We start from the raw sequence: 20,254 nt of genomic DNA, 5'->3' as shown, positions 1-20,254 counted from the left end.
GGACCTTATGTCAGATTTAAAAACCATGATCGAAAACGCTTGGGACAACCGCGATAGCATCAGCCCAAGCACGGTATCAAGCGACGTAAAACAAGCTATTATCGACGCACTTGAACTACTTGATAGCGGCGCTGCACGTGTTGCTGAAAAAATCAGTGGTGAGTGGGTTGTACATCAGTGGTTGAAAAAAGCAGTGCTATTATCTTTTCGTATTCGTGATAACCAGCCAATGAACGATGGTGTTAATCAGTTTTACGATAAAGTACCACTTAAATTTAGCGACTATACACCAGAGCAATTCCAACAAGGTGGCATGCGTGTTGTGCCAAATGCAGTTGCTCGTAAAGGGAGTTTCGTAGGCAAAAACGTGGTACTCATGCCATCTTATGTCAACATTGGCGCTTACGTTGATGAAGGGACGATGGTTGATACATGGGCAACCGTTGGCTCGTGTGCTCAAATTGGTAAAAACGTACACTTATCTGGTGGTGTAGGCATAGGTGGCGTACTTGAACCACTACAAGCAAACCCTACGATTATCGAAGACAACTGCTTTATTGGCGCACGCTCTGAGATTGTTGAAGGTGTTGTCGTTGAAGAAGGTGCAGTTATTTCAATGGGTGTTTATATCAGCCAAAGTACGCGCATTTATGACCGTGAAACAGGTGAAATCCATTACGGTCGCGTACCTGCCGGTGCAGTTGTTGTACCAGGCTCATTGCCTTCAAAAGATGGTTCACACAGCCTTTACGCTGCCATCATAGTGAAAAAAGTTGATCAACAAACTCGCGAAAAAGTGGGTATTAATGCCCTCCTTCGTTCAATTGACGAGTAACTGCTTGCAATAACCGATTTTCATTACAGCGCTAGCCATAATGGTTGGCGCTTTTTTATACTCGTCGCTTTAAGTTTTATTTCTTAAATTGTTACATCTTATTTCAAATACACACTTCATCGCGTATTTACTGCTATTCAGCGTTACTTCTGACCCACTGTTTATCTCACTGAAGTGATTTTTAGTGCCGGCGATATGGTTATTATTCGAGGTGCTGAACAATTACAAACAGGTCAAGAAGTTGAGGTGCAAGGTGAGCTTTAAATTAATCTCTTAAACGAAGGCTTAAAATAGTGAATTAGGAGCTACTGTATTCATACTATCTAGTACGAGTTGTGTACTCCTAAACTAAAGTCTACCCGTTTAGGTGAATACACTTATTTTTGATTCGCGTGGTACATCTTTATTAACTCCCCCTTAATACTGGAAAAGCAATCAATATATTCAAAAACAATCCTTTATAACTAGCTATTCATTATTTGATCCAATAAGGTAGTTGATAAGTACGCTTAAAGTTAGCTTTAAAATAAAGGATTTATTTATGGCAAGAAAAACCTTACGCTCAACTATTTTACTACCCGTATTTTTACCGGCAGTCTCTATTATCTTTTTACTTGTGCTTGGTACAATCAGTGACCCTGAACAAGCAGGTAAAGCATTTTCAGTAACGCTATCTTGGATAACAGAAACCTTCGGCTGGTTTTATATGTTATCTGTTGCGGTATTCCTAGTATTTATAGTATCCATAGCAGCCTCTAGCTGGGGTAATATAAAGTTAGGCCCCGCTCACGCAGAGCCGGAATATAGCTCTTTAGAATGGTTTGCTATGCTCTTCTCAGCAGGCTATGGTGTAGCACTTCTTTACTTCGGTGTTGCAGAGCCTGTTCTTCACTATTCCTCACCGCCTAGTGGCGCAGCAGAAACTATTGATGCAGCAAAGCAAGCGATGCAAATCGCATTTTTTCACTGGGGCTTCCACATTTGGGCAATTTATGGCGTCGTCGGTCTTGTTCTTGCCTACTTTGCATTTCGCCATGGCCTTCCGTTATCCATTCGCTCAGCCTTATACCCGCTAATTGGTGATAAGATCCATGGCCCTATTGGTCATTGCGTCGATATATTTGCAATTTTGGGAACCCTGTTCGGGATTGCAACCACATTGGGGCTATCTGTAACTCAAATCAATGCAGGCTTACATTATTTGTGGGAAGGTATTCCCATTAATACAACAGTGCAAATTGTCACAATTGCCGTCATAACCGGTGCTGCAACTATATCGGTAGTTGCGGGGTTAGATAAGGGAGTAAAACGCTTATCTATACTCAATATGGCTATCGCAGTAACGTTAATGTTGTTTGTGTTTTTTGTTGGTTCAAGTATCCATATCTTAGAATCATTTTTACAAAATACAGGTAGCTACTTAAGTGGAATTGTAGAAAGAACCTTTAACTTGCAAGCATATAGCCGCAGTGACTGGATAGGAAATTGGACACTATTTATCTTTGGCTGGACTATCGCTTGGGCCCCTTTTGTTGGCATGTTTATAGCAAAAATCAGTCGTGGTAGAACAATCAGGCAATTTGTTGTGGGTGTCATGTTAGTGCCAAGTTTATTTACTTTTTTATGGTTTTCCATCTTTGGTGACACAGCATTAAACTTGATAATGAACGAAGGGTTTAATTCACTTATTACTGATGTTGAAGCAAATCACGCTGTTGCTTTATTTCAATTATTCAATGCGTTACCGCTTTCATCATTTGCCTCTTTCTTAACTGTTATTTTGATTATCACGTTCTTCGTGACGTCATCTGATTCAGGTTCATTAGTTATTGATTCATTAGCATCAGGCGGCAGTATTCATACCCCTGCTTGGCAGCGAGTTTTTTGGGCTGTACTCGAAGGTGCTGTTGCTGCGGTATTACTTTTAGCAGGTGGCCTTAAAGCACTTCAAACGATGACCATAGCCAGTGCCCTGCCCTTTGCTATTATTATGCTTCTTGCCTGTGCGGGACTATGGCGTGCTCTTCGCATTGAGGGCCACCGAGATGTGAGTTTACAAGCTCATACGCTCATTAATAAAAATTTAGACCTCTCTCTGTGGAAACATCGCTTAAAAGCAATGATTGATTACCCTAATCAGCAAGAGGTGCATGCATTTATAAATAAGATTGTTGTAACTGCAATGAAAGAAGTGCAAAGCGAGCTAATTAACCGTAATTGGCAAGCCTCTGTTGATGTTGACACTGATATTGGCCGAGCATATCTAACAGTAACACGTCATCATCATGTCGACTTTGTATACGACATTAGGCTTACCGAGCATGCTAAACCGAGCTTCGCATATGCCGAGCCCGCTGCTGCAGATAGTGAATCGCAACTGTATTATCGTGCAGAAGTGTTTTTACGTCGCGGTGGGTTGTCATACGATATTTATGGCTTTGAAGAAAATGATGTTGTAAAAGATATTCTCGACCAATTTGAAAACTATTTACACTTTTTAGATAACAGTCCAGGCGATCTTCCTTGGGATCTAGAAAAACATGATGATATGTTAGACACACGCAAAGATTAACAAGCCAAGCTAGCTTGTATCTCTTTGATTTAACCGGTGTAGCATTATTCAAGCCAGCAAAAGCTGGCTTGAATAAGCGCTTTTAAGCAACTTTAAATTGCTTCACAATCTGATCAAGTTCCAGCGCTGTTTGCGCCAGTCCATCAGCAATAGCAGCTGCTTGCTCTGCTCCATCCATTGTTTCATGAGCTTTCTCATTCACATGCTGCACACTTTCACTAATTTGCTGACTGACAACATTTTGCTCTTCAGACGCACTCGCTATTTGTACATTCATATCTTTAATGGTCCCTACTGATTGCGATATTTGTTCAAGCACGCTGCCTGTTTGCTCTGTTTTTTCTGCCGTTTGCTCAACACTGACCATATTTTCTTTCATTGAGTCTACTGATTTCTTCGCTTCATTTTGTAAGTTTGAAATCATCACTTGTATTTCTTCGGTGCTCTGTTGAGTACGACTAGCTAATGAGCGAACCTCATCAGCAACAACTGCGAACCCGCGCCCTTGCTCTCCTGCTCTAGCAGCTTCAATTGCTGCATTCAAAGCAAGTAGATTAGTTTGATCCGCTATCCCTCTGATCACATCCAGTATTGAGCCAACAGATTCTGTTTCAGCCTCTAAATTAGCAATGGTTTTACTAACATGAAGCATGGTTTCTACAAGCTCTCCCATCGCAGCATGCGTTTGCGAGACCACTTGTGTTCCTGTTAAAACCTCGTTATCTGCTTTTGTAGCTGCCTCTGCTGCTAATTGCGCACTTTGGGTTATTTCATTGATTGTTGCAGACATTTCATGCATTGCTGTGGCTGTTTGCGTCAGTTGGTCTGATTGATGTTCAGCACCTGTCTTAGAATTTGTTGTGATGGTAGTTAACTCTTGCGAAGTTTGCGAAACTTGAGTCGTTGAGTCACTGATTTGGGTGAGCATTTCATTAAGTTTAGACACCATGTCCCGCATCGCTAAATAAATACCCGTTTCATTACCCTGCTGACTGAAACGATAGGTTAAATCTCCTTGTGCTATTGATTGAACAATACGAGCTATCTCGCTTGGCTCGCCACCAATAGGCGCTTTTATGAGCCGAGATATAAAGATACTTAAGAAAATACCTACAGCAATAATAATTAGCGAAAATACTAAAATCGTATTAATTGCATTTTTGCTGCTAGCTTGTAGCATCGGACCTATTTCATCTTGACGATTTTGACTGGCTAACTTTATTTGCTCTATTTGCTCGGCAATTGCGGGGCCTATGTTATCTAAGGTACCTGATATCACCGTGTTACGTTCGCTAATTGCTTCGTTAACAAGCACTAAGCCTTCAATGTATTCATTGGTTCTGAGTTTTACATCTGCGAGTAACGTTTGCTCTTTATTGCCACTCACTGTTTTTGTCAAATTCTCTAGCTTATCCAATAAAACTGTAAACTCTTGCTTCGCCCTATTAAGTTCTTCTTGCGTGTTATTGACAAGAAACTTAGCGGCATACAAACGACCTAACAGGAGTGACTCTTGTAATTGTGAGCTGTAAAACAAAGCTGGAACATCATTTTTTTGCATACTTAATTGGATTATTTCACTGATCCCCTCTCGCATATATTTACCATTAGCATCAAGCATGTTGGATACGACTTCATTTCGCTTATTAACGAGGTTAACAATTTTTTCAAAGGCTGATTTATAAGTTAACCCCTCTTGCTCTATGGTTGTGATCGCTTTAACCTTGTTTGCATCATTAAACTGCCGCTTTCCAGATTGAATGAGATCATTTAGTAATTGATAGCGATTAGTAAATTCATTAATACTTGCTTGGTTCTGATCCTTTAAATACTTAAGAGCACTTAAGCGAAGACTTAAAACATTTGATTGGATTCGACCTGAAATATTACTATCACGCGCATTTGCACGATAATCTACAAAATTTTCGTATCCAGAATTAAGTGCTATAAGTGCAACAACACTAACAACACCGAGAAGAAGGACCATTGCACCAAAGGCTAGGTACAGCTGGGTATTTAACTTTAACTTAGTAAACATAACGTTCTCTCTGTTTAACGTTGCGTCCACTGCATTAAGAGTCCTTGATAAGGTGCTTAAACAAAGTGTAGAAACAATGTATGTAAATAAAATGTTTATTAAGAAAAAAGATTAATTTACGAAATGTCTGATAAGAGCAAAGGTATTAATTGCATTAAGAACAATTAAAACCTTGCAGTGAGATATGTTTGCTGTGCTCACCCAAGCTATCTTCATGATGAATAATTAATTCATCTTGATTCACAGTAAAACTAAATTCCCCTAGCCATTGTAATGAAGCTATTGGTTCTTGATGATAAAAACCCTGTTTGTCATAACAAAGATAAGTAAAGTGATGGTAAACATCAGCAAAAACACCATAATCTGCAGTAAAAACATTAATATGTTGTTGCTGCTTAAAATGCTTTGCCTGAGTGCCTGCCACTAAATACCAAAAACAAACAGATGCCATTATCACCACTTGCAACCCTGCGAAGATAAAAGATAACAGACGCATCAAACGAGTTGGCTTTGTATCTTGATGGAGTAATCTTTCATGTTTAAGAAGGATAAAAATACCCGCTATCACCATCAGTAATTTTATAAACATCAGATAAACCCCTATCTGATACATCATTTTGGGGCTATGCCATTGAATACCAAACACTTGAGGAACAAACAAACTATCGACAAGCGGTAAAAAAATAAGCAGAGTAGAAATTAATAAACTTTTATTTTTCATAGTATTCCTTAAAACTCTCATCATGTTACTTTTTCCCCTTTGCAAAAGCAAAAAGGCGTAATCTTGCGATTACGCCTTTAAAAGTTTTAGAGATGCTTTTTATAATGCAGCGAATACGTCATCTGTTTTAGCAGCACAAATAAAATCGTTTTTGTGTAAGCCTTTGATTGAATGACTCCACCAAGTAACAGTTACTTTACCCCACTCAGTTAAAAGGCCTGGGTGGTGGCCCTCTTCTTCGGCCATATCGCCCACTTTATTCGTGAACTCAAGTGCTTGCTTGAAGTTTTTAAACTTGTAAACACGCTCTAATTGCATAATGCCGTCGCGCACTTCAGGAACCCAATCTGGGATCATTTTGATCAATTCTGCTAATTCAGCATCAGATACTTTAGGCGCATCCGCACGACACGCTTCACACTTTTGTGTGCTTAATGAAGACATTATAAATCCTTAACTTGCTAATTTTTCTTTAGGTGGAAACTTTGGCTCATGTAGCCCTAATTCTTTTGCTTTACTCACCAAAGACATGATATCCATTTGTGAAATATCGAATAAGTCATTGATTGAGCTTATGGTGTAGTACACTGGTTGCATTATATCAATACGATAAGGTGTACGTAGCACATCTAATACATCCATTGCATTGATTTCTGGCTTATCTGAATATACATATTGTGTTTCGCCAGGACTCGATAAAATACCACCACCATAAATACGCAGGCCTTGCTCAGTTTGCATCAAACCAAACTCAACAGTAAACCAGTAAAGGCGCGCTAAATAAACACGATCTTTCTTTTCAGCGGCATAGCCTAATTGGCCGTATTTGTGAGTAAACTCAGCAAATGCAGGGTTAGTTAGCATGGCGCAGTGACCAAAAATCTCATGGAAGATATCTGGCTCTTGTAAGTAGTCAAACTCTTCACGGCTGCGAATAAACGTCGCAACTGGGAACTGCTTGTTTGCTAATAAACGGAAAAACTCATCAAAATCGATCAGAGCTGGTACAGGGGCAACTTGCCACCCCGTAGCCTCAAGCAGCACATCATTAAGCTCACTGAGTTGTGGAATACGATCTGTTGGTAAATTGATTTTCTTAAGACCTGCTAAATATTCATCACAGGCTTTACCTTCGATGCAAGCGAGCTGGCGAGCAACGAGCTCAGACCATATTTTATTTTCTTCTTCGCTCCAATGGATAACCCCATTTTCATCAGGTTGCTTGGAGGTGTAATTACTTGCTTTAGCCATAATAACCTTCTTCGTTAAATCGTGATCAGCATCGATCAGAGTTTCATTAACTTGTTGGTTGATACTATTTAAAAGTAAGCAAAAGTTTAATAGCTAGGGTTGTTTCCGAGACTTTCAAAAACAACCTAACTGTAAACTTAAAATTACACAAAAAGTTTAGGAAGTTTACACAAACCAAAAATAAAGAGGTTAAAGACCAAGTTACTGTAAACTTTAAATTACACACTAACCAATAAATGTAAATGCAGTTTTGAGATCGTTAATTATATCGTTAACATCTTCTAAACCAACTGATAAGCGAATTAAACCGTCACTAATACCTGCGGCTGCTCTTTCTTCGGGTGTATAAGGCGAATGGGTCATTGATGCAGGGTGTTGAATGAGCGTTTCAGCATCCCCTAAACTGACCGCAAGGGTGCAAAGCTGGGTGTTATTTATAAATGTTTCACCATCTTCTAGGTTGCCCTTTATTTCAAAGGCAATTACACCACCGGCCGCTTTCATCTGTGAGCCAATAAATTTATGACCTGGGTGTGATTTAAGCCCAGGGTAATATACTTGGCTCACTAACGGGTGTTGCTCTAAATATTCAGCGACGACTTGCGCACTGGTGCAGTGACGCTCCATTCGTACAGCGAGAGTTTTTAAACCGCGATTAATTAACCATGCATCATGAGGGCTAATCGTTGCACCAATATCTTTTAACACGGTCATTTTTATCAGGTTGATATGTTCCTCTGTGCCACACACAAGCCCTGCCACCACATCACCATGGCCATTTAGGTATTTAGTTGCACTGTGCACCACAATATCAATACCAAACGAAGTAGGTTGCTGTAGCAAAGGTGTTAAGAAGGTATTGTCGATAACGCTTATCAGTTGATGCTGCTTGGCAACGTCGGCAATTAAATTTAAATCAAGCACCGCCATGGTCGGATTGATTGGTGTTTCTGCAAAAATCATTTTTGAATTTGCTTTAACCGCGCCACGTAGTTCAGCTTCGTTAGTCATATCAACAAAAGTGACCTCGATCCCAAAGCGCGGCAACATGTGAGCAAAAAATGCAAAGGTACAACCGTATAACGCACTTGATGCCACTAGGTGGTCACCTTGTTGTAAAAAGCTAAGTACAGATGCGGACACCGCTCCCATACCGGTCGCTGTGGCAGCCGCTGCTTCACAGTTTTCTAACTGGGCTACTTTTTGCTCAAGCTCTTGCGTTGTCGGGTTACCTAAACGGGTATAAATAAAGCCCTGCTCTTCACCGGCAAATCGGGCTGCACCTTGGGCTGCATTAGCAAATGCGAAGGTAGAGGTTTGGTAAAGTGGCGCACTCAGTGCGCCATGTGGGTCATTTGGTTTTTCTGGACCATGAATACATTGTGTATGTAAGTGATGCTTAGTCATTGTGTGTTCTCGTTTTTATTATCAGTACTTCATACTCATAAATAAAACGTAGATACCCACAATGCACAAGCATGCCGGATGCTCAGATGGCTAAATATCACTCAGCCATTTTTATTAACTGTACACAAAAGTTGTCATTTTGTGTTTTCGGTCTCTTTATCACTGGTACGTGAAGCAATTTTACGGGCAATACTATTAGCGGTTTCTTTTAGCAAGCTGCGTTTATGTTCCAAGCGAGGTAACGGACGGCTAAGCTCCATCGCTTTATAGCCTATGCGCGCAGTAAAAATACCTGCACTTAGACCTTGTGCTGCACGGCCCGACAATTTCCCCAGCAATTCAGCACTTAGTGCCGTGGCAGCTAGATCTGATACCAACTCTGCACTGCCAACAAACAACACTTGCTTAACCAATAAGCGATACAATTTAATACGGCTTGCATAACCAAAACCAATACCGTAAATACGGCCAATTTGCTCAATGAGCTTAGTGCCACGCCATAACACCGCCATCATATCGACTAAAGCCAGTGGACTTAGCGCAACTAACAAAGCTGACTCAGTCGCAAAACGGTTAATCAGTTTTTTCGCTTGTTGATCTTGGCTTACCAATAAGCTATCGGCGTATAAGGTCATGATTTCTTTATCGGTATGGTGACTCGCTATTTGCTGCTTAAACTCTTCAAACCCTGTAAGTTCCTGATGTTTATTAAGCTTTTCAAGCCACGGCAGTGCTTCACCTACTTGCTCGCTATTGAGTAAGCGGTCGGCCTCAGTACGATGCAATTGATTACGCTTTAAACTTCTCAGCATACGGTACTCGCGCCAAATAACACGGGCAATCAATAGCACACCACTGAGAACAGCCGTTAGATACACCGAGCCTAAAATAATCGATTGCTGAAACGTCACAAACAGCGACATAGCAAACTCAAGTAACACTAAAACTAAAAAGCTCACAACAAACACCCCTTTTAGGGTTTGCCATTTCGACTTTTTATACACAGGCTCCAGTTCAATGCTATCTTGCAGTTCCTCTTCTGCATCAATAAATTCGGCGTTCTCTATTACTTTAGCAACAGTTAACTCCTTTGCAGGAGCTTCATTGCTTGCAGAACTTGAAATACGTCGACCAGCCTGAAAGTTCATCTCCTTCGGTTGCTCACTCATGTTAGTTTATCTCCTATCAGGTACTGCATGACATGATCTAAACGAATATGCTTTAACCGTTTATCAGGGCATGGAAGTGGCGAAAACGATAAAAACTCAAAGCTTTGTTTTGGCCACTCTTGTTTATTGAGAAGGCGTGACGGTGGCTGCGGCGGTAAATACGTCAGCCATTCTTGCTCGCCTAAAGGCTTGCCATAAATACAGGCTAACTGTTGGCCTTTTTCAGCTACTTGGCGCGGCTCTGTAGCGCAGATAGATGACATTGCCATGGTCTCAATTTGCACGCCTTCGAACTTTAAATGATTCGTTTGGTCATGCACGATTGAATCGAGCAATAATGCTAAATCTTTGTGATACTGGGCACTAATATGGTCTGACTTATTGGCCGCAAACAATAACTTGTCGATGTTTGGTTTAAACAAACGTTTAAAGAAGCTCGCCTCACCATAATTAAAATGCGCCAACAATTGGTTGATAACACGGCTTTGCTCATGCAGCGTTTCGCTGCCTTCATTCAATGCACTGAGCACATCCACCAGCACAATTTGTCGGTCAAAATGACGAAAATGCTGCTCGTAAAAAGGTTTTACAACCTCTTTTACATAGGCTTTATAGCGCTTTTTAAGATGCGCTAAATTTGACCCTTCGATTATGTCGTCAGGCACATGCGCAACTGGGAAAAACTGCAGTAATGGTGCTCCTTTTAGCTCACCGGGCATCAGCATACGACCAGGTTGCAGCATAGCAAGTTTGGTGTCTTTTTTAAGGCCGACCAATAACTGTTGATAAAGCGCTGCGACATCAGCCAGTTTGCTTTCATCAACACTGGCTGATAAATCAAGCTCAGCAAGGGCGGTTAAAAATGGCTTAGCCTTCTCGTTACGGGCTGTTTGCTGCAAGAGTGAGTATTGTAATTCACACCAATCAGCAAATGATTGCTCCAGCATTGGCAAATCGAGTAACCATTCACCAGGGTAATCAATAATGTCTAAATAGAGCGTTGATTGCGGTGCAAAATGACCACGAAGCCCTGAGTTACTTTGGTATTTAATTGCCAAACGTAAGGTGTTTATACGCTCAGTGGATGCAGGCCATGCGGGTTCACCTTCAACAGGTAACAACGCCGATAATGCATTCGTGTAGTCAAATGTCGGAATTGTCAGTGCTTGCTGCGGCACTATTTTTGTAGCGATATGACGCTTTTCACGCATCACATCGAAAAAAGGTAAGTTTTTATCGTCAGCTTGGCTGGTTAAATGTTTAACCAAGGCGGTAATAAACGCAGTTTTGCCGCTGCCACTTAACCCTGTAACAGCTAATTTCACGTGTTGATCTAAACTACGGTGAAGTGCTTTTTCTGCTTTATTTTTTAACGAATTAAAGGTGTTCTTTGCGAATGATTGGCTCATAAAGTGTCTGGCACCTTATTTGCGCTTGGTATCACGATGCAAACAAGGTGCGTTTATATCCTTTAAAGTTTGTTGATTTCACGGCTAACCGTAAATTCTGTTGATGTGACATAGCGTTCCATCTCTTGTAAACGACCATCAACTCGAGCAAGACGATCTTTTAAGTCTTGCAATGCACGGCGAGGTGGCTCCCCTTTTTGCCATACTTTAAATTTTACTTCAAGCGGGTCTTGGTGAATGCTGTCTGCGTTTTTAACTGTTTTTTCAGCCGGTTTTTTATCTAAAATAAACCACGCAGCAATGTAAGCAACAACAATAAATGGACCACCTGATAATAACACTGCTGTCACAACTAAAATACGTACCAGCCAAAGCTCCATATTGAAGTAGTCGCTGATCCCCGCGCACACGCCGGCTATTTTACCACGCTCCGCGTCTCTGAATAATTCGCGTTTGGTACTCATACTTTACGTCTCCACTGCGGAGCCTCTTGGTCAAGTAAGGCTTCTAATGTTTCAACACGCTCTGCCATTTTATCTGCTTTTTGTGCAAGCTCTAGTAGCTGGCGATGCTCGTGTTCACTTAAACCTTGGCTCACTTGCTTTTTACTACGGTAGTGTAGAATAAGCCAAAGTGGGGCAACCACCACCATAAATACAATGATGGGTGCCATCAAAACTTCTGCGTTGAACATGATACTCTCCTGTCAATCCGTTATGTGTTTAAGCATTGGGGGACACGCCCCCATTTTATTATTTTTTATCTGCTAACTTTTTCTTAAGCTCAGCTAACTCATCATCAATCTTTTCGTCTTGCTGAAGACCTGCAATCTCGTCTGATAATGATTTTTTACCAAGATCATAAGACTCTATTTGTGATTCTAGACCATCGATCTTGTTTTCGTAACGTTCGAAGCGGTTTAAAGCATCTTCAACTTTTGAGCTGTCGAGCGCTTTTTTCACCTCAAGACGTGACTCAGCAGAGCGTTGACGTAAGATGATTGCTTTTTGACGCGCTTTTGCATCAGCTAGCTTCTCTTGTAACGTACTTACTTCTTGCTGTAGTTTTTCAATGTGAGACTCTACATGCTCAAGCTCAGTTTCAACTGCTGCCACTGCATCTGCTGATTTTTGCTTTTCAATCAGTGCTGCTCGTGCTAAATCATCACGGTCTTTACTGAGCGCTAATTCAGCTTTTTCTTGCCAATCTGCAACTTGAACTTTCAAAGTTTCAACGCGACGTACCAGCTCTTTTTTCTCAGCAAGAGTTTTTGCTGACGTAGAGCGAACTTCTACTAATGTATCTTCCATCTCTTGGATGATCAGACGAACCATTTTTTCTGGGTCTTCTGCTTTATCTAAGATGGCATTGATATTAGAATTAACGATGTCTGCAAAACGTGAAAAAATTCCCATAACATTTACCTCTTTGGTGTTTTAACTTAATCAGTTGGTATATCTAGTATCAATATGCTTGCCAACTTTTATAGATGTAGAATAACTTAATATATTCAAACAGTTAAACTAAATTTATAAATTTCTTTAGTTCTCATAAATAATGAAATACACTAGATCTTAGTAAAAATGACTAAGAGTTAGGGAATATGAGCCAATTTCGCCAACAGGATAATTTACTCGGCCAATCAGACAGCTTTTTAAGCGTACTTGACCAAGTTTCACAACTGGCAAGTCTTGATAAGCCTGTGCTTATTATTGGTGAACGCGGTACAGGTAAAGAACTGATTGCTGCGCGTTTACATTTCTTATCTAAACGTTGGGAACAAAACTACATAAAGCTAAATTGTGCTGCACTTAATGAAAACCTGCTTGAAAGTGAGCTATTTGGTCATGAAAGCGGTGCATTCACCGGTGCCAGTAAACGTCATGAAGGCCGATTTGAACGCGCCAATAGCGGCACATTATTCCTTGATGAATTAGCGAATACCTCGGCCATGGTGCAAGAAAAGCTTCTGCGCGTAATTGAATATGGCGAATTTGAACGCGTTGGTGGTAAGCAAACTGTTAAAGTCGATACCCGCCTAGTTTGCGCAACCAATGAAGACTTGCCGACCCTTGCTGAACAAGGCGAATTCAGAAGCGATTTACTCGACCGCCTTGCTTTTGATGTTATCACCCTGCCTCCGCTGCGTGAACGCCAAGAAGATATCATGCTGCTTGCAGAGCAATTTGCGATAAATATGGCCCGCGACCTCGAATGGGAATTATTCAGTGGCTTTACGCGTAGCGCCATCGAAACACTGCAATCTTATGATTGGCCAGGTAATATTCGTGAATTAAAGAATGTTGTGGAACGTAGCTTATACCGTCATGGCAATGAACATATTCCCGTTCACCAGATTATTTTAGACCCATTTGCGAGTAAATTTAGACCTAAACAACGTGTTAAAGCCGCAGTGAGCAGTACGCCTGTTGCAAATGTGGAAGCTGCACCTATTGTAACAACACAAAATCAAGAACCTGTGATTCTCAATAAACCTGACATTCAATTTCCTTGTAATTTAAAACAGCTATCAAATGACTTTGAAATTAATGTGATAAAAAAAGCACTGGAATATAGTCAATTTAATCAAAAGAAAACTGCAGAACACTTAGAATTAACGTATCATCAATTACGTGGCTATTTGAAAAAATACAATTTATTAGATCAGCAGCAATAGTTAGAGGCTAATCAGGTGTTTAAACCGTTACTTGCTTTGTCTTTGGTGTGCTTAGTCGGCTGCCTAGATAGCGAAGAAAAAACCACAGAACAAAAAAACCAAGGCTTAGTGTATTGCGCTGAAGCTAATCCCGTGTCGTTTAATCCGCAAGTGACAACCACTGGTTCAACTATTGATATTATTGCTAATCAATTATATGACCGCTTGCTCAGTATTGACCCTGTCTCTGCCGAGTTTCAGGCAGAGCTTGCCACTGATTGGAAGATTAGCCCTGATGGTAAAGCCATCACATTTATGCTTCGTAAAGGGGTAAAATTTCACACTACTCGGTACTTTACACCAACCCGAGACTTTAATGCTGATGATGTTATTTTTACCTTCAGTCGCCTATTTGATGTTTACAACCCTTACCATTTTGTTGGTGATGCTAACTACCCATATTTTCAAAGTGTGGGAATTGATCAATTAATTCGCCGCATTGTACGCGTTTCTGATTACCAAGTTCGGTTTGAATTATACAACGCTGAAAGTAGCTTTTTAGCGAATTTGGCCACGGATTTTGCTGTCGTGCTATCGAAAGAATATGCTATGCAGCTCAAAGATCGTAAACAAGAGAACCTGTTTGATCAATACCCTGTTGGTACAGGTCCCTATGTATATAAAGAATACCGTCGTGACCGCTTAATTCGTTACTATCGTAACCCTGATTATTGGAAACACCCCGTCGTGCTTGAGCAATTGGTGTATGACATTACACCCAATGGGACAACGAGGGTTGCGAAAATGCTCACTAAAGAATGCGATGTGACTGCGCACCCAAGTAGCGCACAGCTCAGTATTTTGTCACAACGTGAAGATATCAAAGTTCAAAAAGAGCAAAACCTCAATATTGGTTATTGGGCCTTCAATACGGAACGCCCACCGTTTGATGATGTGCGTGTTCGACAAGCCCTCGCCAGCGCTATTGATGTAGATAAAATTATGCAGGCTGTTTATTACGGAAATGGCATAAAAGCACAATCATTATTGCCTCCAGCATCATGGGCTTTTGAAGCACAAAAAGCGATGCCCGAGTTTAACCCTGAGCTTGCTAAAACCTTACTTGCCGAAGCGGGCTATAAAGATGGCTTTGATATGAATATTTGGGCCATGCCAGTAAGCCGAATTTACAACCCAAATGCACGTAAAATGGCTGAATTGATGCAAAGTGATTTACGTAAAATTGGCGTTAATGTCAGTATTGTAGAGTACGAGTGGAACACCTTTTTACAACGCATTGGTGAGCATCGTCACGACAGTGTACTACTGGGATGGGCAGCCGATACGCCTGACCCTGATAACTTTATGAGCCCGTTACTAAGTTGTACTGCTACTTTTAGTGGTAAAAACCCTGCAAACTGGTGTAATCCAGAGTTCGATTTACTGCTTACTCAAGCTCTAGATACCACCGACTTAGAAAAGCGCAAACAATTTTATAACCAAGCACAACGAATAATTGTTCAAGAAATGCCGATATTACCGATTGCACACGGTATGCGTTTTCAGGCGTCAAGTAGTGACGTCAAAGGTATTAGTCTAAGTCCATTTGGTGGCATTTCACTGGCTAACGCGAGGAAGGAGTAATGATTCTAGACTATATTCTTCGCCGCTTAGCCCTATTATTATTTATGATGCTAACATTAAGTGTCTTCACTTTTTCGCTAAGCTTCTTATTCCCAGGTGACGCTCTGACAAACTTAAGCGGCGTTACCAATAGCACATTTGCTCAAACGAATGCGCTTGAGGCAAAATTTCATTTTACTGAAAATTACATAGTACAATATTTTGCATTTTTAGAACGGATTATACAGGGTGACTGGGGCATCTCTTTTGCCTCAGGAGAAAGTGTCTTTGCACATATTATTGATTTGTTTCCTGCGACTCTTGAACTAAGCACATATGCACTTATTGTGTCTGTACTTGTGGGAGTACCTGGAGGGATTTTAGCAGCGGCTTATTATAAACGTTGGCCCGATAAATTAATTAACTCAGGAACCTTAGTCGGCTATTCAATGCCCGTATTTTGGTTAGCCCTATTACTAATTATGGTGTTTTCACTGCAGTTAGGCTGGTTTCCAATGTCAGGCCGGATGGGTTTACTGTACGAAATAGAACCCGTTACGGGGTTTATCCTCATTGATATTATTGCCGATGATTTCCCCTATCATGGCATGGCATTTTTAGATGCGCTGCATCACTTGACCTTACCAACAATCGTGTTAGCCATGTATCCAACAACAGTATTGGTTCGTTTTACTCGTGATTCAATGCTCAAAGTGCTCGAGCAAAGCTATATTAAAACAGCCCGTGCAAAAGGATTAAATCGTGCGCAATTAATTATCCACCATGCACTACGTAATGCATTACTGCCTGTAATCAAGCAAATTGGTCTACAGTTTAGTACTTTGATAACGCTGGCAATGATAACGGAAGTTATTTTCTCTTGGCCGGGGATTGGTCGTTGGCTTATCGACAGTATTTATCAACGCGACTACCCTGCTATTCAAGGTGGCTTACTTGCTGTGTCTATGTTTGTTATTTTGGCTACCATAGTCGCTGAGCTGACTTATACGTTATTCGATCCATTATCGCGGAACCAAGCACATGGCAAAGTTTAATTTATTCTCTGAAGAGTCGAATAAATCGCCACTGGCGCGGTTTTGGCGAAAGTTTAAGACAAATCACCCTGCACTAGTTGGTTTGTGGCTGTTTATAGCACTTGCGTTACTTGCTGCATCCGCTCCACTACTTGCGCCTTACGGCGTGAATCAGCAGCATAGCGATGCTTTATTACTACCTCCTTCTTGGCATGATGCTGGCGATGTTAGGTTTTTGTTAGGTACTGACGATTTAGGCCGAGATGTATTGTCACGTTTAATGAACGGGGCAACTTATACCTTTGGCTTATCTGTTGTTGCTGCACTAATTACCACTGTTATAGGTGTATTAGTTGGTACTTTTGCTGGTATTAGTCGTGGTATTCGCTCAAGCTTTTTGAATCACTTACTCGATATCACGTTATCTATCCCATCGCTGTTACTGGCGATAATTATCATCGCAATTCTTGGCCCAGGTTTAATGAATACAGTTTGGGCTATTATCTTAGCGTTATTACCACAATTTATTCACTCAGTAAGGAATTTAATTGTTGAAGAGCTGAGTAAAGACTACATTACTGCTTTTAAACTCGATGGCGCATCTAATTGGCATATTTTAGCACGTGGTATTTTTCCAAATATTTACGAGCATATCGTGGTTATTTTTACCATGGCTCTGTCAACAGCAATACTCGATATTTCAGCACTAGGCTTTTTAAAGTTAGGTGCACAACCTCCCACTACGGAATGGGGAGCAATATTAGCTGAAAACCTAGGTTTAATTTATCTTGCCCCTTGGACTGTTGGCCTGCCAGGCGTATTATTATTTTTAGCAGTCCTGTCCACCAATTTAGTGGGTGATGGACTGCGACAAGTGCTTAAAGAACGTAAGGCTGATTAACTATGCAATTACTCGATATTCGCAATCTCACGATAGAGTTACGCACCTCTGACACAGTAATTCGTGCAGTTGATAGAGTTAGCTTAACCCTTAAGGAAGGTGAGGTTCATGCTCTTGTCGGTGAATCAGGCTCAGGCAAAAGCTTAATAGCAAAAGCAATTGTCGGTGTTTTAAATAAACGTTGGCACATTACAGCAGATAGAATGCATTGGCGCGGTGTTGATTTAATGCGCTTGTCGACAGAACAACGCAGAAAACTAGTCGGCCAAGATATTGCAATGATCTACCAAGATCCAAGCCGCTGCCTTGACCCTACAGCCAAAATTTTTGATCAAATAGCTGAAACCCTGCCCGCGCAAGCGACGAGTGGCTTTTTTTTAAAGCGTAATAGACAACGTAAAGACAGAGTAAAAGCATTAATCCACAAAGTGGGTATCAAAGATCATAAAAAGGTACTCGACAGCTACCCTCATGAGCTCTCTGAAGGGATCTGTCAAAAAGTAATGATTGCCATGGCAATTGCCCGTACTCCTAAATTACTTATTGCTGATGAGCCTACAACTGCGCTTGAAAGCACCACCCGTGCACAGGTATTTCGGTTACTAAAGAGCTTAAACCAATTAAAAAACATGTCGATACTAATGATTTCTCATGAACTAGAAGAGATTATTGAATGGTCACATGGTATGCATGTTTTATACTGCGGACAAATGGTCGAAGCAGGTCCGACTAACCGTATTTTTAAGCAGCCTCACCATCCGTACACCCAAGCTCTTCTAAAAAGCTTACCTGATTATGAGCAAGGCCTGGCCCACAAAGAGCCATTTTATGCGCTAAAAGGAACTATTCCGACCTTGCAGCACTTACCGATAGGCTGCCGATTGGGGCCACGTTGTCCACAAGCACAAAAAGCATGTGTTGTAACACCTAAGCTGACTAAACATCATAGCCACAGTTATGCTTGCCATTTTCCCCTCATTAAGGCGATGAAATAATGCAACCTCTGTTAAAAGTTCAAGCGTTATCAAAGAGTTTTAATTTACGTGCAGGGTTATTTTCACGTAAGCGCTTTTCAGTGTTAAAAAATATTTCGTTCTGCTTAAGTCAAGGCGAAACCATTGCGATTATTGGTGAAACCGGTTCAGGTAAAAGCACCCTTGCCAAGCTACTTGCTGGGGCCGATAATGCCGACAAAGGACAGATTTTACTGGATGGTAATATTATTGAAAATGATGGCTTACGTGATAACGACTGTCGTCATATAAGATTGATATTCCAAGACTCTGAAGCTTCACTCAATCCTGGTTTGACTATTGGCGATATGCTCAATGACTGCTTACAGTACAACACTGATTTAAACAAAGATGAACGTGAAGAAAAAATAAAGCAGACTCTAGCAAAAGTGGGTTTGCTATTAGATCATCAGCATTATTACCCACACATGTTTAGTAGTGGCCAGTTGCAACGCATAGCGCTTGCACGCGCTTTAATTCTAGATCCTAAGGTTGTGGTGCTCGATGAAGCTTTATCGTCTCTAGACCCATCTGTACGCGCACAAACGGTAAACTTATTACTACGTTTACAAAAAGATACGGGCTTGAGCTATGTACTGATTACGCATCATTTAAGTTTAGTCCGCCATATTAGCGACCAACTCGTGGTACTCGATCATGGTGAAATTGTTGAGTATGGGCAAACTGAAGCAATCTTCCAAGATCCACAATCAAAAGTAACACAGAAGCTGTTGAATTGCTGACAGTGAGCTGTCAGTTATCAGTTTAATTCGGCGTTAAAACGCCTCCTACGCGGGTGATTTGAGCACTCAATTAACCTTACTCTTTCCCCTCGGCTTTTACACATCAATTCTGTCACCATGGCTTGGCGGTGTTGATGTAACGATAAAATGTAATGGTTCAGTACCTTGATTACTTAGCTGATGAACTCGGCCAGCACTTACATGCAAACCTTGTTGCGCGGTCAGTTGGTGTATTTGCCCATCAAGCTCGATAGTGGCACAACCACTAAGCACGAAGAAAAATTGCTCTGCATGCTTATGGTAGTGCTTTACTTCAGCACCACCCACAGGGACATGTTCTTGAATAACACTCAGTGCATTAGACTTTACCAAATGCCAACCGTCGCAATTGTTACCCCATGTGTAATGATCTGCGCTATGTTTGTCTATGATACTCAAAACTTTTTATACATCCCTTGGCTTTGTGGTGCGACAAACTTGTAGCCAAGCTTTTCGTAAAAACCTGGTTTATCAGCCACTATTGTGACATAGCTGCCCTCAAAGGCTGCCGATTCAATGTAGCGATCAACATGTTCCATAATGACACGTCCTAACCCTTTGCCTTGGAACTCGGGTGCCACAGCAATATCAACCACTTCAAAGTTACAACCACCATCGCCAATTACACGGCCCATGCCAATCAGCTCTTCGCCTTTGCGAATACAAATAGCATAGAGAGAATATGGTAAACCTGCTCTAGCCGCCGCGAGTGAACGAGCCGACAAACCCGCTTTGCGGCGCATTTCACAGTATTCTTCGGCACTCGGCAGTTGCTCAATAAAACTATATTGCATAATTACTCCTTCTCTGTGGTAACAAAAAAGGCGCCAGAGGCGCCTTTTA

The 20,254-nt window shown here is 41.1% G+C and carries 20 protein-coding genes; 8 read left to right on the top strand and 12 right to left on the bottom strand.

The annotated features are described in order from the left end of the window. Window positions 1–7: 7 nt before the first annotated feature. Window positions 8–835 (top strand): 2,3,4,5-tetrahydropyridine-2,6-dicarboxylate N-succinyltransferase, encoded by an 828-nt coding sequence (gene dapD, locus NYF15_RS13515; protein ID WP_130150603.1) that lies wholly within the window; start codon window positions 8–10, stop codon window positions 833–835. A 541-nt stretch (window positions 836–1,376) separates the two neighbouring features. Then, a complete protein-coding gene (locus NYF15_RS13510) occupies window positions 1,377–3,407 on the top strand; it encodes a BCCT family transporter (protein ID WP_371353827.1) in 2,031 nt (676 codons plus the stop codon). 82 nt (window positions 3,408–3,489) lie between these two features. Here NYF15_RS13510 and NYF15_RS13505 read toward each other — a convergent pair whose 3' ends face one another. From NYF15_RS13505 to pspA, 10 genes are all read right to left on the bottom strand, one after another. After that, the gene (locus tag NYF15_RS13505) at window positions 3,490–5,445 is read right to left on the bottom strand and encodes a methyl-accepting chemotaxis protein (RefSeq protein ID WP_371353826.1); all 1,956 of its coding nucleotides are present in this window, start codon (window positions 5,443–5,445) and stop codon (window positions 3,490–3,492) included. A 154-nt stretch (window positions 5,446–5,599) separates the two neighbouring features. Further along, entirely contained in the window at window positions 5,600–6,166 is a 567-nt protein-coding gene (locus NYF15_RS13500; RefSeq protein WP_371353825.1) for a hypothetical protein, read from the bottom strand. 99 nt (window positions 6,167–6,265) lie between these two features. After that, window positions 6,266–6,610: a 4a-hydroxytetrahydrobiopterin dehydratase gene (locus NYF15_RS13495; RefSeq protein WP_036969771.1), complete on the bottom strand. Its 345-nt coding sequence runs from the start codon at window positions 6,608–6,610 to the stop codon at window positions 6,266–6,268. 9 nt (window positions 6,611–6,619) lie between these two features. Beyond that, the gene (phhA, locus tag NYF15_RS13490; protein WP_346729896.1) at window positions 6,620–7,453 is read right to left on the bottom strand and encodes a phenylalanine 4-monooxygenase; all 834 of its coding nucleotides are present in this window, start codon (window positions 7,451–7,453) and stop codon (window positions 6,620–6,622) included. Window positions 7,454–7,642: 189 nt separating this feature from the next. Continuing rightward, on the bottom strand, window positions 7,643–8,824 hold the full coding sequence (gene megL, locus NYF15_RS13485; protein WP_237118218.1) for a methionine gamma-lyase: 1,182 nt from the start codon (window positions 8,822–8,824) through the stop codon (window positions 7,643–7,645). Between the two features lie 134 nt (window positions 8,825–8,958). After that, window positions 8,959–9,993: a TIGR01620 family protein gene (locus tag NYF15_RS13480; RefSeq protein ID WP_371353824.1), complete on the bottom strand. Its 1,035-nt coding sequence runs from the start codon at window positions 9,991–9,993 to the stop codon at window positions 8,959–8,961. Beyond that, window positions 9,990–11,402, bottom strand: a complete 1,413-nt coding sequence (locus NYF15_RS13475) for a YcjX family protein (protein ID WP_371353823.1) — start codon at window positions 11,400–11,402, stop codon at window positions 9,990–9,992. The genes NYF15_RS13480 and NYF15_RS13475 overlap by 4 nt, the downstream gene beginning before the upstream one ends. A 62-nt stretch (window positions 11,403–11,464) precedes the next feature. Further along, a complete protein-coding gene (gene pspC, locus NYF15_RS13470; protein WP_062569862.1) occupies window positions 11,465–11,866 on the bottom strand; it encodes an envelope stress response membrane protein PspC in 402 nt (133 codons plus the stop codon). Beyond that, the gene (pspB, locus tag NYF15_RS13465) at window positions 11,863–12,096 is read right to left on the bottom strand and encodes an envelope stress response membrane protein PspB (protein ID WP_130150593.1); all 234 of its coding nucleotides are present in this window, start codon (window positions 12,094–12,096) and stop codon (window positions 11,863–11,865) included. The genes pspC and pspB overlap by 4 nt, the downstream gene beginning before the upstream one ends. 58 nt (window positions 12,097–12,154) lie before the next feature. Continuing rightward, complete coding sequence (gene pspA, locus NYF15_RS13460; RefSeq protein ID WP_062569861.1) at window positions 12,155–12,817, bottom strand: phage shock protein PspA; 663 nt, start codon at window positions 12,815–12,817, stop codon at window positions 12,155–12,157. Window positions 12,818–13,005: 188 nt separating this feature from the next. On the opposite strand from pspA, the gene pspF reads away from it, so the two are divergent. The 6 genes from pspF to NYF15_RS13430 are packed head-to-tail and all read left to right on the top strand — an operon-like array spanning window position 13,006 to window position 19,372. Further along, a complete protein-coding gene (pspF, locus tag NYF15_RS13455; protein WP_371353822.1) occupies window positions 13,006–14,079 on the top strand; it encodes a phage shock protein operon transcriptional activator in 1,074 nt (357 codons plus the stop codon). Between the two features lie 15 nt (window positions 14,080–14,094). Next, window positions 14,095–15,702, top strand: a complete 1,608-nt coding sequence (locus NYF15_RS13450; RefSeq protein ID WP_130150591.1) for an ABC transporter substrate-binding protein — start codon at window positions 14,095–14,097, stop codon at window positions 15,700–15,702. Continuing rightward, complete coding sequence (locus tag NYF15_RS13445; RefSeq protein WP_130150590.1) at window positions 15,702–16,736, top strand: ABC transporter permease subunit; 1,035 nt, start codon at window positions 15,702–15,704, stop codon at window positions 16,734–16,736. The genes NYF15_RS13450 and NYF15_RS13445 overlap by 1 nt, the downstream gene beginning before the upstream one ends. After that, window positions 16,723–17,616, top strand: coding sequence for an ABC transporter permease subunit (locus tag NYF15_RS13440; protein WP_130150589.1), 894 nt, complete (start codon window positions 16,723–16,725; stop codon window positions 17,614–17,616). Before NYF15_RS13445 ends, NYF15_RS13440 begins: the two co-directional genes overlap by 14 nt. Window positions 17,617–17,618: 2 nt before the next feature. Continuing rightward, window positions 17,619–18,611 (top strand): oligopeptide/dipeptide ABC transporter ATP-binding protein, encoded by a 993-nt coding sequence (locus NYF15_RS13435; protein ID WP_237118215.1) that lies wholly within the window; start codon window positions 17,619–17,621, stop codon window positions 18,609–18,611. Next, window positions 18,611–19,372 (top strand): ATP-binding cassette domain-containing protein, encoded by a 762-nt coding sequence (locus NYF15_RS13430; RefSeq protein ID WP_062569855.1) that lies wholly within the window; start codon window positions 18,611–18,613, stop codon window positions 19,370–19,372. Before NYF15_RS13435 ends, NYF15_RS13430 begins: the two co-directional genes overlap by 1 nt. A gap of 96 nt (window positions 19,373–19,468) precedes the next feature. Here the strand turns inward: NYF15_RS13430 and NYF15_RS13425 are convergent, their stop codons facing one another. Beyond that, window positions 19,469–19,810 carry a cupin domain-containing protein gene (locus NYF15_RS13425; RefSeq protein WP_371353821.1) on the bottom strand — a complete coding sequence of 114 codons (342 nt, stop codon included), beginning with the start codon at window positions 19,808–19,810 and terminating at the stop codon, window positions 19,469–19,471. Further along, window positions 19,807–20,205 carry a GNAT family N-acetyltransferase gene (locus NYF15_RS13420; protein ID WP_371353820.1) on the bottom strand — a complete coding sequence of 133 codons (399 nt, stop codon included), beginning with the start codon at window positions 20,203–20,205 and terminating at the stop codon, window positions 19,807–19,809. The genes NYF15_RS13425 and NYF15_RS13420 overlap by 4 nt, the downstream gene beginning before the upstream one ends. Window positions 20,206–20,254: the final 49 nt, after the last annotated feature.

The sequence above is a fragment of the Pseudoalteromonas sp. 68 DY56-GL68 genome, assembly GCF_041414825.1.
Lineage (GTDB): Bacteria > Pseudomonadota > Gammaproteobacteria > Enterobacterales > Alteromonadaceae > Pseudoalteromonas.
The sequence above is the reverse complement of the archived record's forward strand: the minus strand, read 5'-3'. Positions and strand labels throughout refer to the sequence as shown.

Excerpts from the sequence above, each read along its gene's own strand:
- NYF15_RS13500 (WP_371353825.1), bottom strand. The coding sequence starts at position 6,166 with ATGAAAAATAAAAGTTTATTAATTTCTACTCTGCTTATTTTTTTACCG.
- NYF15_RS13480 (WP_371353824.1), bottom strand. The coding sequence starts at position 9,993 with ATGAGTGAGCAACCGAAGGAGATGAACTTTCAGGCTGGTCGACGTATT.
- pspA (WP_062569861.1), bottom strand. The coding sequence starts at position 12,817 with ATGGGAATTTTTTCACGTTTTGCAGACATCGTTAATTCTAATATCAAT.
- NYF15_RS13495 (WP_036969771.1), bottom strand. The coding sequence starts at position 6,610 with ATGTCTTCATTAAGCACACAAAAGTGTGAAGCGTGTCGTGCGGATGCG.
- NYF15_RS13445 (WP_130150590.1), top strand. The coding sequence starts at position 15,702 with ATGATTCTAGACTATATTCTTCGCCGCTTAGCCCTATTATTATTTATG.
- NYF15_RS13435 (WP_237118215.1), top strand. The coding sequence starts at position 17,619 with ATGCAATTACTCGATATTCGCAATCTCACGATAGAGTTACGCACCTCT.
- NYF15_RS13440 (WP_130150589.1), top strand. The coding sequence starts at position 16,723 with ATGGCAAAGTTTAATTTATTCTCTGAAGAGTCGAATAAATCGCCACTG.
- pspB (WP_130150593.1), bottom strand. The coding sequence starts at position 12,096 with ATGTTCAACGCAGAAGTTTTGATGGCACCCATCATTGTATTTATGGTG.
- pspF (WP_371353822.1), top strand. The coding sequence starts at position 13,006 with ATGAGCCAATTTCGCCAACAGGATAATTTACTCGGCCAATCAGACAGC.
- NYF15_RS13420 (WP_371353820.1), bottom strand. The coding sequence starts at position 20,205 with ATGCAATATAGTTTTATTGAGCAACTGCCGAGTGCCGAAGAATACTGT.
- dapD (WP_130150603.1), top strand. The coding sequence starts at position 8 with ATGTCAGATTTAAAAACCATGATCGAAAACGCTTGGGACAACCGCGAT.
- pspC (WP_062569862.1), bottom strand. The coding sequence starts at position 11,866 with ATGAGTACCAAACGCGAATTATTCAGAGACGCGGAGCGTGGTAAAATA.
- NYF15_RS13505 (WP_371353826.1), bottom strand. The coding sequence starts at position 5,445 with ATGTTTACTAAGTTAAAGTTAAATACCCAGCTGTACCTAGCCTTTGGT.
- NYF15_RS13430 (WP_062569855.1), top strand. The coding sequence starts at position 18,611 with ATGCAACCTCTGTTAAAAGTTCAAGCGTTATCAAAGAGTTTTAATTTA.
- NYF15_RS13510 (WP_371353827.1), top strand. The coding sequence starts at position 1,377 with ATGGCAAGAAAAACCTTACGCTCAACTATTTTACTACCCGTATTTTTA.
- megL (WP_237118218.1), bottom strand. The coding sequence starts at position 8,824 with ATGACTAAGCATCACTTACATACACAATGTATTCATGGTCCAGAAAAA.
- NYF15_RS13475 (WP_371353823.1), bottom strand. The coding sequence starts at position 11,402 with ATGAGCCAATCATTCGCAAAGAACACCTTTAATTCGTTAAAAAATAAA.